Here is a 13,983-nt window from a genome sequence, read left to right as displayed (position 1 = left end):
GCGGCGGATGCTCTGGGGCGCGCGGCGGACCCTCGAAATGCCGCGACCTGGGGTGGTGGTGGGTTCAGGCGGATGCTCCGGGACGCCGGGGCGGGCCCGCGGCTTCGCAATGCCGTAACGCGGGGCGGGATTAGCGGGTTGGGCGGGGGATCGACTTGTGTTCCAGGTAGGCGTGGAGGCCCTCGGGGCCCAGTTCGCGGCCCAGGCCGCTGTTCTTGTAGCCGCCGAACGGGGTGTTCGGGTCGAGCGTGTAGAGGTTCACGCCGCAGCTTCCCGTGCGGATGCGGCGGGCTACGTCTACGCCGTGGTCGACGTCGGACGTCCAGACGGAGCCGCCTAGGCCGTAGTCGCTGTCGTTGGCGATCCTCACCGCGTCGTCCTCGTCCTCGTAGGGGATGAGGACGAGGACCGGGCCGAAGATCTCCTCGCGGGCGATGCGCATGTCGTTGCCGACGCCGCCGAACACGGTCGGCGCGACGTACCAGCCGCGGTCGTGCGGACGGTCCAGCCCGCCCGTGATCAGCTTGGCGCCCTCGTCCTGCCCGATCCGGACGTAGTTCTCCACCCGCTCCTGCTGCCGCTGGGCGACCAGCGGGCCGATCTCGGTGCCGTAGTCGGACGGGTCGCCGACCGCGAGGCCGCCGACCATGGCCGCGAGCGCGTCCGCGACCTCGTCGTAGCGGCGGCGGGACGCGAGGATCCGGGTCTGCGCGGCGCACGCCTCCCCGTTGTTCATCAGAGACGCCAGCTTGAACCCCTCGACCGTGCTCGCGAGGTCGGCGTCGTCCAGGACGATCGCGGCGGACTTGCCGCCAAGCTCCAGCGTGACGCGCTTGAGCTGCTCCCCGCAGACCGCGCCGATCTTGCGTCCGGCGGCGGTGGAGCCGGTGAAGGAGACCTTGTCCACGTCCGGGTGCGCGACGAGGTAGGCGCCGACCTCGCGGCCCGCCGGGACGATGTTGACGACGCCGTCCGGGATCCCCGCCTCCTGGATCCACTCGGCGAGCAGGTAGCTGTCGAGCGGCGTCTCCGGGGACGGCTTCGCCACCACCGTGCAGCCCGCGATCAGCGCGGGGGCGAGCTTCAGCATGAGCGTGAACTGCGGCACGTTCCACGGGACGATCGCGGCCACCACCCCCACCGGCTCCTGCGTCACGGTCACCGGGCCGAGCATGCCGGGACGCTCGTCCTCCCAGGTATAGGTGGAGGCGAGGTCGACGTAGTACTGGAGCACCATCTGCGGGATCGCGGCCTGCCCGAACACCGAGAACATGATCGGCGAGCCCATCTCGGCGGTGACGAGGTCGGCCATCTCCTGCTGCCGCTCGGCGTAGATCGCGGACAGCCGTCCGACGATCTCGGCGCGCTCGGCGGGCGCCATCCGCGGCCAGGGGCCGTGGTCGAACGCGCGCCGGGCGGCCGCGACCGCCGCGTCCATGTCGGCCTGCGTGCCCTCGGGGACGCGTCCGATGACCTCCTCGGTGTGCGGGGAGACGACGTCGATCGTCGCGGTGCCTGCCGGGGCGGTCCACCCGCCGCCGATGAACAGCCGATCGTGCTCGCGCATGCTGCCGTGCCTCCCTGCCCGACGGGGCCGAACCCGGGTAACCGAATGCTTGCTTGGGCACAGCATCGCACGGCGTCCCCAGGCGTTGGCAAGGGGAATGAGACTCGCGTCTCATCCGCCGGGCGTCAGAGCAGGTGCGCGTTCGGCTCGCGGGCGCGTCCGGCCAGCTCGGGCAGCTCGACGAGCTCGACGCCCGCTGCGGTGAGGACGTCCGCGCCCGTCCCGGCGACGAACAGGGACGGCTCGCGCCAGGCGAACACCACCCGCCGGACGCCCGCCGCGACGATCAGCTCGGCGCACGTCCGCGGCCGCGACGCCCGCTTCCCGCACGGTTCGAGCGAGCTGTACACCGTCGCCCCCGCGAGGTCTCCGGCCGGGAGGGACGCGGTCTTAGCGAGGGCGGCCTCTTCGGCATGGTCGTGCGGATCGGACTCGCGGGAGTGGGCGCGGGCGATCTCGCGCCCGTCCGCGCCGACGATCACCGAGCCGACCGAGAACGCGGTGCGGGACGGCGGGCACAGCGCCGCGAGGTCGCAGGCCAGGGACAGCCAGCCCAGGTCATCCACGCCCGGCCCCGACGAGGTAGCGCAGCAGCGCGAGGTCGCCGATGCGGGTGACCTCCGCGAGCCGCATCGGACGCTCCGTCGACTGCGGGAACACCCCGGACTGGACGAACCGCGGCGCGGACGGGTCGCCGACGAAGAACGGCGCGACGACGAGCTGCAGCTCGTCCACGAGCCCGCTCGTCAGGAACAGCGTGTGGACGGCGCCGCCGCCCTCCACCATCAGCCGCCGGACGCCGCGTCCCGCGAGGTCGGCGAGCAGCGCGTCGAGGGAGAGCGGGTCTCCGGCGTCGACGACCTCGGCCACGCCGTCGAGCCTCGGCGCCAGGTCGGCGGCCGTCCCGGACGGCGCGTACACCAGCTTCGGCGACTCGCCCGTCGTGAAGAACCGCGCGCCCGGGTCGAGGTCGCCGCTCCAGGTCAGCGTCACCTTCGTCAGGTCGGCGGGGAGCCCGCGCGCGACCCGCTTGTCGCGCCGCGCGGCCGACCTGACCAGCAGCCGCGGGTCGTCGGCGCGGATCGTCCCGGCGCCCACGAGGATGGCGTCGCAGCTCGCGCGCACGCCGTCCACCCGGTCCCAGTCGGCGGCGCTGGACAGCCGCAGCCGCTCCGGGGTCGCGTCGTCGATGTAGCCGTCCGCGGACATCGCGCAGCTCAGCAGGACGTAGGGTCGCGCGCTCATGCGTCCGTCCCGCGCGGGACGAGCCCGCCGCGCCGGACCCCCGGGCTCACTCCGCTCACGCCGTCACCCTACGCGAGCCCCACCCGCGTCCCTCACGCGAGCGCCCGCCCCCGCGCCGCGCGCGGGAGCTCGCCCGCGCAGTGCCGTCGGGCGGGATCGAAGATTCGTTCGGGGCTGCGCGGCGTTTCTGCGCGGGATGTGTCGGACGGGGTGCCTATGGTTGCTGCGACATGCGAATCCTGCACACCTCCGACTGGCATCTCGGCAGATCGTTCCACCGTGAGGATCTGCTGGCCGCGCAGGCGGCGTTCGTCGATCACCTGGTCGAGACCGTGAAGGCGGAGCGGGTCGAGTGCGTGCTGGTGTCCGGGGACGTGTACGACCGGGCGCTGCCCGCCGTCGACGCCGTCCGGCTGTGCGACGAGACGCTGAGGCGGATCGCCGAGCACGCCCGGGTCGTGCTCATCGCGGGCAACCACGACTCCGCCCGCCGCCTGGGGTTCGGGTCGGCGCTGATGGACGCCTCGGGAGTGCACGTCCGCACCGACTTCGCGACGGTGGGGGAGCCCGTCGTGGTCGGGGACTCGGCGATCTACGGCGTCCCGTATATGGAGCCCGAGCTGGTCCGGCACGAGTGGGAGCTGGACGACCGCAGCCACGCCGCCGCGCTCCAGGAGGCGATGCGCCGCGTCCGCGCCGACGCCGTCCGGCGCCCTGAAATGCGCACGGTCGTGCTGGCGCACGCGTTCGTCACCGGCGGGGAGGCCAGCGAGAGCGAGCGCGACATCTCCGTCGGCGGTTCCGCGCACGTGCCCGCGTCGGTGTTCGACGGCGTCGACTACGCGGCGCTCGGCCATCTGCACGGCAGATGGCAGATCACCGACCGCGTCCGCTACTCGGGATCGCCGCTCGCCTACTCGTTCTCGGAAGAGAAGCACGTCAAGGGGTCCTGGCTGGTCGACCTTCGCGCGGACGGCATCGCGTCGGAGTTCGTGGAGGCGCCCGTCCCGCGCCGTCTCGCCCGCGTCCGCGGACGGCTCGACGACCTGCTCGCCGACCCGGCGCTCGACCGCTGCGAGGACCGCTGGCTCCAGGTGACGCTGACCGACGCGCGCCGTCCGTCCGCGGCGATGGAGCGGCTGCGCCGCCGGTTCCCGCACACGCTCGTCCTCGGGTTCGAGCCGGAGGGCGGCGCGGCGGACGCCGTCCGCACCTGGTCCGGCCGCGTCCGCGAGCGCTCCCCGCAGGACATCGCGGGCGACTTCGTCGCCGAGGTCGCCGACGGGCCCGCGACCGGCGCCGAGCGCGCCCTGCTCGACGAGGCGTTCCAGGCGTGCCGCCGCAAGGAGGCGATGGCGTGAGGCTCCACCGGCTGGAGATCACCGCGTTCGGTCCCTTCCCCGGCACCGAGGAGATCGACTTCGACGCGCTGTCGGACGCCGGGCTGTTCCTCATCCAGGGCCGGACGGGCGCCGGGAAGACGAGCGTCCTCGACGCGGTGTGCTTCGCGCTGTACGGGCAGGTGCCGGGCGTCCGCAACGCGGTGAAGGGCCTGCGCAGCGACCACGCCGCGCCCGGCGCCGTGCCGCGCGTGGTGCTGGAGACGACGATCCGGGGCCGCCGCCTGCGCGTGTCCCGCTCGCCCGCGTGGGAGCGGCCGAAGCTGCGCGGCTCGGGCACGACCGTCGAGCACGCGAAGGTCGTCGTGGAGGAGTTCGAGCACGGCGGCTGGACGGGCCTCACCACGCGGCTGGACGAGGCGGGCGACCTCGTGTCCCGGATGCTCGGGATGACGGCCGTCCAGTTCTGCCAGGTCGCGCTGCTGCCGCAGGGCGAGTTCGCGGGGTTCCTGCGGTCCGGGGCGGACGAGCGCCGCCGCGTGCTGGAGCGCCTGTTCGCCACCGAGGTGTTCACCCAGGTCGAGAAGTGGCTCGCGGAGCGGCGCGCCGGCACCGGGCGGGAGGCCGCCGACCTCGCCGCGCGGGCCGCCGCGCTCGCCGACCGTGTCGCCGAGGCGACCGGGGCGCCGGCGCCGCGCGGGGACGGGCCGCTCGTCCCGCGCCCCCGCCCGGCCGACCGCGGGGCGTCCTCGCGGGACGCCGCGGAGACCGGGCCGCTGGACGAGGTCGAGACGCTGCCCGCCTGGGCGGCCGAGCTTGCGCGTGGCCACGAGGACATCCGCGCGGCCGTCGAGACGCTGCGCGACGAGGCCGCCGCGACGCTGGCCGGGGCCCGCGCCGCCTTAGACGAAGGCCGCGCGCTCGCCGAACGGCGGGACCGCCACGCGCGGGCCGCCGCGCGGCGCGACGCGCTGGCGGAGCGCGCGGAGGAGAAGTCGGCGCTGGCGTCCCGGCTCGACGCCGCCGCGCGTGCCGACCGGGTCGTCCCGCTGGTCAGGGACGTGAGAGCCCGGCACGACGAGGCCGTGCGGGCGCGCCGCTGGGCCGACGAGACCCGGGCCGGGGCGTCCGCGCTGGTGCCGCCGAAGGCGCCGGAGGACGTCCTCGCCAAGGCCGAGCGCGACCGCCGCGACGAGGTCGCCGCGCTGGAGGGCCGCCGTGCCAGCGCCGCCCGGCTCCGCCGGGTCGAGAGCGAACGCGCCGGGCTGGAGAAGGAGCTGCGCCGGTTGGAGCCCGCCGACGCGCGCGTCGCGGCTGCCCTGAACGACCTGCCCGTCGTCGTCGCGGCCCGCCGCGCCGAGCGGGACGAGACCGTGCTCGCCGCCGCCGCGCGTCCCGGGGCGGCGGCCGCCGTCCAGGACGCGGGCCGCCGCCTCGACGCCGCGCAGCGCCGCGACCAGGTCGAACAGGCCCTCACCGAGGCGGAGGCGGCGTACCGGACGGCGGTCGACGCGGCGCAGGACACCCGGCAGCGCGTCCTCGACCTCCGCCAGGCGCGGCTGGACGGGATGGCCGCCGTCCTCGCCGGTGAGCTGGCAGCCGGGGAGCCCTGCCGCGTCTGCGGATCGTCCGACCACCCGGACCCGGCCGTCGCGCCGGGCCCCGTCCCGTCCGAGGACGAGGTGGACGCCGCCCAGGACACCGCCGACGAGGCGCAGCACGTCCGCGAGCAGGCCGGGACGGCGCTCGGCGAGCTGCGCACCGAACGCGACAAGCTGATGGAGATCGCGGGGGAGACGCCTGCGTCCGCCCTCGCCGCCGAACTGGCCGAGGCGCACCGCGCGCTCGACGCGGCCGACGCGCGGGCGGCCGACGCCGAACGCCTGGAGGAGATCCTGCACCGGCACGAGCAGGAGCTCGAGCGCGTCCGCGTCGAACGCGACGAGGTCTCCCGCGCCCTCACCGAGCACCGCACCGAGGACGCGAAGCTCGCCGACGAGCAGGCGAGGCTGTCCGCCGAGCTGGCGGAGGCGCGCGGCGGCGACGCGACGCTGGAGGCGCGGATCGCCCGGCTCGGCCGCGAGGCGGGCGCGCTGGCCGAGGCGGTCGAGGCGCTGCGCGCGTCCGGCCGCGCCGAGGCCGAGCTCACCGCCGCCCGCGCGCGGGCCGGGCAGGAGGCGGCCGCGCAGGGGTTCCGCACCCCGGACGAGGTCCTCGCGGCGGAGCTGGCCGACGAGGATCAGGGCGTCCTCCGCGACCGGATCCGGCGGCTCGACGACGCCGAGGCCGAGGTCCGCGCCCAGCTCACGGACCCGGCGCTCGTCGCGGCGGCGGCCGAGCCCGCACCCGACCTGCCCGCGCTTGAGGCCATGCTGCACGCGGCCGACAGCGTGCACGCCCACGCCGTCAGCGCCGCCGACCGCGCCGCGCACCGCTGCGACCGGCTCGCCGAGCTGCGGGAACGGCTCGGCACGGCCGTCCGCGACTGGCGCCCGGCGGCGGAACGGCACGCGGTGGCCGAGCGGCTCGCGGGGCTCACGTCCGGGAAGCACCCGGCGAACCGGCACGCGATGTCGCTGTCCGCCTACGTGCTCGCGGCACGCCTCGAACAGGTCGTCGACGCGGCGAACGAGCGGCTGCGCCGCATGTCCGGCGGACGGTACGCGCTCGTCCACACGACGGAGAAGGCGGCGGGCGACCGCACGAAGGGCGCGGGCGGGCTCGGCCTCCGCGTCGCCGACGCATGGACGGGCCTCGACCGCGACCCCGTGACACTGTCCGGCGGCGAGTCGTTCATCACGTCGCTGTCGCTCGCGCTGGGCCTCGCCGACGTCGTCACCGCCGAGGCGGGCGGCGCCGAGATCGGCACCCTGTTCGTCGACGAGGGCTTCGGCACCCTCGACGAGGACACGCTCGACGAGGTGATGGACGTCCTCGACGGGCTCCGCGACGGCGGCCGCGCGGTCGGCGTGGTCAGCCACGTCGCGGAACTGCGCGCCCGCATCCCCGCGCAGCTCCGCGTAACCAAGGACCGCACCGGCTCCACCGTCTCCATCACCGTCTGACCACACCACTCGGCCCGCCGCCCGTTACCGCGTCCACTACGAGCGCAGTGCCGTCGGCTGCGCGGGTGCCGTGTCGGTGCGGGCGGCGGCAGGGGAGGGGACGCGGCGGCCGGATGTGCCGAGGCCGGCCAGGGCGGCGGTCGCCGCCAGTGCGGCCATCACCCAGGTCGCGGGGACGAAGCCGGCCGCGAAGTCGTCCGGCGAGCCGTAGCCGCCGGACGCGGCGAACACGGCGGCGGTCACCGCGATCCCGAACGCGCCGCCGAACTGGCGCAGCGTGTTGAACGTCCCGGACGCGACGCCGATTGCGGGCACCGCGCCGATCACCGCGTTCTGCGCGGCGGGCATCGCCAGGGACACCCCGACCCCGGCCAGCATCAGCGGCGCGACCATCTCCGCGTACGCCATGTCAGGCGACGCGACGACCGCGATCCAGGCGAACCCGGCCGCCTCCAGCAGCAGCCCGCCGGTGATCAGCGGACGCTCCCCGACCCGCGCTACGAGCCGTCCGGCGAGCGGCGCGACGAGGAACAGCGTGACCGTCCAGGGGGCGAGCCGCAGCCCCGTGCCGAGCGGCCCGTACCCGAGCCCGTTCTGCAGGAACTGCGCGAGGAAGAACGCCGCCCCGAAGATCGCGGCGTACAGCAGGAACCCGGCCGCGTTCCCGGCCGCGAAGGCGCGGACGCGGAAGAACCCCATCGGCAGCATCGGCTCGGCGGCGCGCCGCTCCCACGCGGCGAACGCCGCGAGCAGCACGGCGCCCGCCACCAGGGCTCCGGCGACCTCCGGCGAGTCCCAGCCCGCCGTGTTCCCGCGGACGAGCCCCCACACGAGCCCGACCGCCGCCAGCGTGACGAGGACGACGCCGCCCGGATCCATCCGCCGCGCCGCGCCCCTGCTCTCCGGGACGCCCGCCCGGACGAGCGGGATCAGCGCGAGCCCCAGCGGCACGTTCAGCCAGAAGATCCACTGCCAGGCGAGCCCCTGCACGACCGCGCCGCCGACGAGCGGTCCGCCGAGCGTGGCGAGCCCGGTCACCCCGCTGAAGACGCCGAGCGCGCGGGCCCGCCGCGCGGCCGGGTACGCGGCGGCGAGCAGCGCCATGGCGTGCGGCATGACCAGCGCGGACCCGGCGCCCTGCACGGCCCGCGCGGCGATCAGCGCGCCGACGCTCGGCGCGAGCGCGCACGCCGCGGACGCGAGCGTGAACACCGCGAGCCCGGCGACGAGCATCCGGCGGCGGCCGTACCGCTCGCCGAGCGCGGACGCCGTCATCAGCAGCGCCGCGAACGGCAGCGCGAAGGCGGCGACCGTCCATTCGAGGGTCTCGACGGACGCGCCGAGATCGGTTCTGATCGTGCTCAGCGCGGTGGTCACGACCAGCGCGTCCAGCAGGATCATCAAAGCGGACACCGAGGTCAGGGCGAGTACCCGGCCCTCGGGGGACATCCTGCGCATGTGGCCTCCCGGCCGTCCGGTGACGGTGAGGGCGGTGCGCCCTCGCCGTTGGTACCGGGCGGACGGCCGGAACTCATCGGCCGCGCGGGAATCGGCGCGAGAATCCGCGCGAAGATCAGCGCGAGATGAAGTCCAGGATCACGTTGTGGACGTGGTGGCTCTTGTCGCTGCCCCGGAACTCGATCTCGTAGGTCTGCGCGCCGACGTTGATCGCGATCGACCCGGTGGAGAAGTAGGACCCGGCCCACGACTTGTTGCTGACCACGCTCACCGAGGTGATCTTCGAGTAGGGCACGCTCGTGATGGCGTACTTCTTGCCCGCGAAGCTCTTGTCCTGGATGATCACGCGCCGGTCGGTGAGGCCGATGAACCCGGTGCCGGTGCCGACCGCGTCGTAGACGGCGACGATCTGCTCGCCGGGCAGCAGTCCGCTCTCGATCTGCTTGAGCTGTCCCGACCTGTCGTGCTGGATGTCCTCGCCCATGCGTCCTCCCTCGGTCCCGTGCGTCCGTCTTGGACGGTCTGGCCGGTCATGCCGGTTCCGTACCGGCCGTCCGCAGGGAGTGTCTCAGGTGCCGCGCGCGGACCGCGACGCTTCGAGGAACCCGACGCAGCGGCCGAGCAGCTCGACCAGCGTCGCGCGCTCGTCCTCGGTGAACTCGGCGGCGAGGCCGCGCTCGACCCGCACGGCGCCGACGTCGGCGACGGTCAGCACCCGTTCGCCCTCGGCGGTGAGCCGCGTCTCCAGGATGTTGCGGTGCCACTCGTGCGGGGTCCGCTCGATCAGGCCGCGCTCCGCGAGGTTCTTCAGGACGGTGTTCATCGTCGGCGGGGTGACCGCGCAGGCGCGGGCGAGCGCGGCGGCCGACATGCCGGGGTTGTCGGCGAGGTGGAGCAGCGCGGCGTACTGCGGCACGGTGAGCCCGCTCGGCTTGACCGCCGCGTGCTTCGCCCCGCTGAGCGCCTGCTCGGCGCGCTTGAGGTGCGAGCCGAGCCGCTCATGGAGGGGCATCTCAGTCATCTCCGCATGTTATCGCCGGTCATCGGAAAAGGCGTTGACGTCTATTAGGACTCTAACTAGCGTATGTGTGCGTTCTAAGCATTCACCTCGAACGGAGATGTGATGTCTCGCTTTGTGATCTCGGCGCGGCTGCGCCGTCCCGCCGCCGTCGCCGCCGCCGTCGCCGTCGCGGTGGCCTTACTGCCCGCGTCGGTCGCCACGGCTCCGGCGGCGAGCGCGGCCGTCCACGCGACGGCGGCGTCCGAGGCGCGGATCTCCCCGGCCTTCGTGCTGCCGGGCGACCGCGTCTACCCGGAGGGCATCGCCGCCGATCCGCGCCGCGGGGACCTGTACGCCGGGTCGTTCCAGGACGGCACCGTCTACCGCATGCACCCCGGCCACCGCGTGGCCGAGGTGTTCCTCCCCGCGGGCGCGGACGGACGGAACACGGCCAACGGGCTGAAGGTCGACCGCGCCGGACGGCTGTGGGTGACCAGCTCCGCGTCCGGGGTCGCCGTGTACGACACGCGCACGCGGCGGCTCCTGGCCCGTTTCGACGTCCCCGGCACGGAAGCCCGGTTCGTCAACGACCTGGCCATGACTCCCGACGGGACCGCCTACCTGACCGACAGCTTCCGGTCGGTCGTGTACCGCGTCACGCCCCGCGACCTCGCGCGGGCACAGGGCGGACGCGGCACGCTGTCCGTCGCCTTCGACCTGGACGACGTCCTCGACCCGCACAGGACCGGCGACTTCACCCTGAACGGCATCGTCGCCGACCCCGGCGGGCGCTTCCTGCTGGCGGCGGACGCGCACGGCGGCGACCTGTACCGGCTCGACCTCGCCACCGGCGGGAACGGCAGGACCGTCCTGCAAGGGGCCGACATGCTCAACGCCGACGGCCTCGAACTCCAGCACGGACGCCTGTGGACGGTCCACAACGTGGACAACCGCATCGTCCGCTGGAGGGTCGCGCCGGACGGCCGCACCGCCCGCCGGGAGGCGAGCCTGACCGACACGTCCCTCCAGCTCCCGACGACCCTCGCCCGCCTGCGCGGGACGCTCTACGTCGTGCGCTCGCAGTTCGACAAGGGCGGTCCGCTCGGCGACGGGACGCCGGAGCTGCCGTTCACCGTCGCCGCCGTCCGGGGCCTCTGATCCCGGCGGCTCACTCCACGGTGTAGCGGAACGCCGCGGCCGCCCGGCCCTGCGCCGCGCGCAGGGCCGGGAGGTCGGGGGCGCTGAGCGGCACCTCCGCGTAGAAGTTCTCCCGGTTCAGGCTCGTGACCTCGAAAGAACGGGTTGAGCAGTGGGCCCGTGAGAGGTAGCGGCCCCGTCAGAGGTAGAGGCCGGTGCCGTGCTCGGGACGTTCGCTCGCGACGGCGTGCAGGTCCCGCTCGCGCATGACGAGGTAGTTCTCGCCCTGGATCTCGACCTCGTACTGGTCGCCCGGATGGAACAGCACGCGGTCGCCCGGCTTCACGGCGCGGACGTGGTGGCCGACGCCGCAGACCTCGCCCCAGACGAGGCGGTTGGCCTGTTCGACCGTCGCGGGTATCACGATCCCGCCGGTGCTGCGGCGCTCGCCGCTGTCCTTCTCGACCTTGATCATGACGCGGTCGGTGAGCATCTGGACTTCGAACTTCGGCTGGGACACGGTGGGGAGTTTATCCGTCTTCGCGGGTCAGGGCGTTCCAGGCGGCGGCGATGATCTCCGGCAGCGCGGACCGCTCCGGCCGCCAGCCGAGTTCGGCGCGGATCGCGCCCGCGTCGCAGACCAGGACCGGCGCCTCCGGCGCGGCCGGGCGGCGCAGCGCCGGGACGCGGCGCCCGGTCACCGCCTCCACGGCCGCGACCACCTCGCGGACGGCGACGCCCGCGCCGCTGCCGACGTTGTAGACGCGGTCCTCGCCGGGCCGGACGTCGGCCAGGGCCAGGACGTAGGCGGCGGCGAGGTCGTCCACGTGCAGGTACTCGCGGACGGCCCGCCCGTCCCCGTTGATCTCCAGGTGCGGGGCGTGCCCGGCGGCGACGGCGAGCGCCTTCGGGATCAGCCGGGTCCCGTCCGGGTCGGGCCTGCCGTCCACCGACCCGGCGACGTTGAACGTGCGCAGCACGACGGCGCCGGCCGCGCCCGTCCGCGCGTGGTACCGGACGGCCTGCTCGGCGGCGAGCTTGGACGCCCCGTACGGGCTGCCGGGCGCGGTGTGCTCGGTCTCCGGGATCGGCTGGAGCTCCGGCGTCCCGTAGACGGCGGCCGTGGAGCCGAACACGACCCGGGGCGCGTCCACCGCCTCCAGGAGGTTCACGGTGCCCTGCACGTTGGCGGTGAAGTAGCGCAGCGGCGCGTCGAACGACTCGCGGACCCGCGTCAGCGCCGCGAGGTGGCACACCCCGTCGTAGGGGCCGCGCGGCAGCCCGCCGGGATCGAGGAGGTCGCCGCGGACGGGACGGACCCCGTCCGGTAGCGCCGCGTCCCGCCGCACCAGCCCGTCCACGTCGTGCCCGGCCGCCGCGAGGCGCCGTCCGACCGCGTATCCGATGTAACCCGCCGCACCCGTCACCAAGACCCGCACCGTCCAAGCATCGCGGCAGGGGGAGCGGCGCGGCAACGCCGCCTAGGGCAGCGACCCGAGCCGCGCGTAGACGCCGGGGTAGCCCGGACGCGCGCAGCCGTACCCCCAGGAGGTCAGCGCGACGACCCGGCCGCGCACGAGCAGCGGCCCGCCGCTGTCGAACTCGCACGAGTCGAACGTGGCCGATCCCGCGCACAGCATGTCCGCCCCGTCGAACGAGTCGCCGTACGCGCGCTCGCACACCGCGTTCCCGTGGACGGGCACGTTCGCGGCCCGCAACCGCGTGTTGAACAGGTCGTTCGCGGACGTCCCGCCCCATCCGGCGATCTCCCCGGTGCGCGCGGAGCCGGGCCGGTCGAGGACGGCGACGCCCCGCCGCACCGGACGCGCCAGCGTCAGCACGGCGAGGTCGTGGTGGCCGACCGTCTCGCCCTTGAACGAGGTCTCCCGGTAGCCGGGATGGACCCGCACGGCCTTCACCTGGACGGTCTCGCCGCCCGTCCCGCCGAGGTCGTCGCGGCCGAAGGTGGCCGTCAGCAGCCACGGCACGGCCCGGAACAGGTCGACGCAGTGCGCGGCGGTGAGCAGCCGGTCGGGCGCGGTCAGGACCCCGCCGCAGAACTGCCCGGACGCCCGGACGAGGAACACCGGCGATCCGACGGCGGCGAGCCACGGATACCGCGCCGCGGGCACGGGAGTCCCGCCGACGACGGCGGACGCGGGCGTGGGAAGCGCCCCGACCAGGGAGAACAGGAGGGTGAGAAGCAGGGAGAGGAGCATGGCGGCGGCGAGCGGGGCCGAGCCGAGGGCCCGGCGGACGGGGAGGGCCATCACGGCAATGTACGTGATCATGACGTGGCGCGCACGCCCTTCCCGGGCGGCATTTCCGGGACCCCGCGCCGGGCTCCCCGGCCGCCCCCCCCGCCGGGCCGTGCCCCTTGACAGTCCGCCTACTCGTACTTACGGCCGGTGCTGGACGACATCCGGGAGACCAGCGCGCGCGGCAGCACCCGGGTGAGCCCGACGATCGCCTTGTACTGCGGGCCCGGAATGCTGACCTGCACCCCGCGCCGCAGGTCGCGCAGGGCGGCGTCGACGACGTCGTCCTTGTCGAGCCACATGAAGCCGGGGACGTCCGACATGTCCATCCCGGCGCGGTCGTGGAACTCGGTGTGCACGAAGCCGGGGCACAGCGCCATCACCCGGACGCGGCCGCCGGACCGCCGCGCGATGTCGGCCGCGACGCCCTGGCTGAAGTTCACCACCCACGCCTTCGACGCCCCGTACGTGCCGCGCGTCGCGAACGCCGCCGCCGACGACACGTTCACGACGCCGCCCCGGCCGCGCTCCAGCATGCCGGGCAGGGCGGCGTGGGTGAGCCGCAGGACGGCCTCGCAGTGCACCCTCAGCATGGTCAGCTCGTCCGACACGGGCACGTCGAGGAACACGCCCTTGTTGCCGAACCCGGCGTTGTTGACCAGCAGGTCGACGCCCGTGCGGACGCGGTCCTCGGCCGCCGCGAGCCCGTCCTCGGCGGACAGGTCGGCGGGCAGCGGCTCGGCGCGGACGGCGTACCGGTCGCGCAGCTCGGCGGCGGCGCGCTCCAGCCGCGGGGCGTCGCGGGCCAGCAGGACGAGGTCGAACCCGTCGGAGGCGAGGCGGCGGGCGAACGCGGCGCCGATCCCCGCGGTCGCGCCGGTGATGAAGGCGGTCGGCATGGGACCGAGCCTAG

The 13,983-nt window shown here is 74.9% G+C and carries 13 protein-coding genes; 3 read left to right on the top strand and 10 right to left on the bottom strand.

The window, feature by feature from the left end; genetic code table 11:
- Positions 1-130 precede the first annotated feature (130 nt).
- The 3 genes from FXF65_RS23950 to FXF65_RS44770 all read right to left on the bottom strand — a co-directional run bounded on the left by FXF65_RS23950 (position 131) and on the right by FXF65_RS44770 (position 2,812).
- On the bottom strand, positions 131-1,567 hold the full coding sequence (locus FXF65_RS23950) for an aldehyde dehydrogenase (protein WP_148352255.1): 1,437 nt from the start codon (positions 1,565-1,567) through the stop codon (positions 131-133).
- 125 nt (positions 1,568-1,692) lie between these two features.
- Positions 1,693-2,133 (bottom strand): deaminase, encoded by a 441-nt coding sequence (locus FXF65_RS44775; protein ID WP_222868712.1) that lies wholly within the window; start codon positions 2,131-2,133, stop codon positions 1,693-1,695.
- A complete protein-coding gene (locus tag FXF65_RS44770) occupies positions 2,126-2,812 on the bottom strand; it encodes a RibD family protein (RefSeq protein WP_222868711.1) in 687 nt (228 codons plus the stop codon). The genes FXF65_RS44775 and FXF65_RS44770 overlap by 8 nt, the downstream gene beginning before the upstream one ends.
- 230 nt (positions 2,813-3,042) lie before the next feature.
- Between FXF65_RS44770 and FXF65_RS23940 the strand changes: the two genes are divergently transcribed.
- Positions 3,043-4,173, top strand: coding sequence for an exonuclease SbcCD subunit D (locus FXF65_RS23940; RefSeq protein ID WP_148352254.1), 1,131 nt, complete (start codon positions 3,043-3,045; stop codon positions 4,171-4,173).
- Positions 4,170-7,217 carry an AAA family ATPase gene (locus tag FXF65_RS23935; RefSeq protein WP_148352253.1) on the top strand — a complete coding sequence of 1,016 codons (3,048 nt, stop codon included), beginning with the start codon at positions 4,170-4,172 and terminating at the stop codon, positions 7,215-7,217. The genes FXF65_RS23940 and FXF65_RS23935 overlap by 4 nt, the downstream gene beginning before the upstream one ends.
- A 36-nt stretch (positions 7,218-7,253) precedes the next feature.
- Here FXF65_RS23935 and FXF65_RS23930 read toward each other — a convergent pair whose 3' ends face one another.
- The 3 genes from FXF65_RS23930 to FXF65_RS23920 form a co-directional block, all read right to left on the bottom strand.
- Positions 7,254-8,675, bottom strand: a complete 1,422-nt coding sequence (locus FXF65_RS23930; protein WP_222868710.1) for a DHA2 family efflux MFS transporter permease subunit — start codon at positions 8,673-8,675, stop codon at positions 7,254-7,256.
- Positions 8,676-8,790: 115 nt separating this feature from the next.
- Positions 8,791-9,159 (bottom strand): PH domain-containing protein, encoded by a 369-nt coding sequence (locus FXF65_RS23925; RefSeq protein ID WP_067889934.1) that lies wholly within the window; start codon positions 9,157-9,159, stop codon positions 8,791-8,793.
- An 84-nt stretch (positions 9,160-9,243) separates the two neighbouring features.
- The gene (locus tag FXF65_RS23920) at positions 9,244-9,696 is read right to left on the bottom strand and encodes a MarR family winged helix-turn-helix transcriptional regulator (protein ID WP_222868709.1); all 453 of its coding nucleotides are present in this window, start codon (positions 9,694-9,696) and stop codon (positions 9,244-9,246) included.
- A 102-nt stretch (positions 9,697-9,798) separates the two neighbouring features.
- Between FXF65_RS23920 and FXF65_RS23915 the strand changes: the two genes are divergently transcribed.
- Entirely contained in the window at positions 9,799-10,833 is a 1,035-nt protein-coding gene (locus FXF65_RS23915; RefSeq protein ID WP_148352252.1) for an SMP-30/gluconolactonase/LRE family protein, read from the top strand.
- 178 nt (positions 10,834-11,011) lie between these two features.
- On the opposite strand, the gene FXF65_RS23910 is transcribed toward FXF65_RS23915, so the two are convergent.
- The 4 genes from FXF65_RS23910 to FXF65_RS23895 form a co-directional block, all read right to left on the bottom strand.
- Positions 11,012-11,332, bottom strand: a complete 321-nt coding sequence (locus tag FXF65_RS23910) for a GroES family chaperonin (RefSeq protein WP_148352251.1) — start codon at positions 11,330-11,332, stop codon at positions 11,012-11,014.
- A gap of 10 nt (positions 11,333-11,342) precedes the next feature.
- The gene (locus FXF65_RS23905) at positions 11,343-12,251 is read right to left on the bottom strand and encodes an NAD-dependent epimerase/dehydratase family protein (RefSeq protein ID WP_148352250.1); all 909 of its coding nucleotides are present in this window, start codon (positions 12,249-12,251) and stop codon (positions 11,343-11,345) included.
- A 42-nt stretch (positions 12,252-12,293) separates the two neighbouring features.
- Positions 12,294-13,082, bottom strand: a complete 789-nt coding sequence (locus FXF65_RS23900) for a serine protease (RefSeq protein ID WP_246199042.1) — start codon at positions 13,080-13,082, stop codon at positions 12,294-12,296.
- 119 nt (positions 13,083-13,201) lie between these two features.
- Positions 13,202-13,969 (bottom strand): SDR family NAD(P)-dependent oxidoreductase, encoded by a 768-nt coding sequence (locus FXF65_RS23895; protein ID WP_148352249.1) that lies wholly within the window; start codon positions 13,967-13,969, stop codon positions 13,202-13,204.
- Positions 13,970-13,983: the final 14 nt, after the last annotated feature.

It is taken from the genome of Actinomadura syzygii, assembly GCF_008085905.1.
In the GTDB taxonomy this organism is placed as follows: domain Bacteria; phylum Actinomycetota; class Actinomycetes; order Streptosporangiales; family Streptosporangiaceae; genus Spirillospora; species Spirillospora syzygii.
Note: the sequence above shows the minus strand (reverse complement) of the source record. Positions and strands in the feature narration are given on the sequence as shown.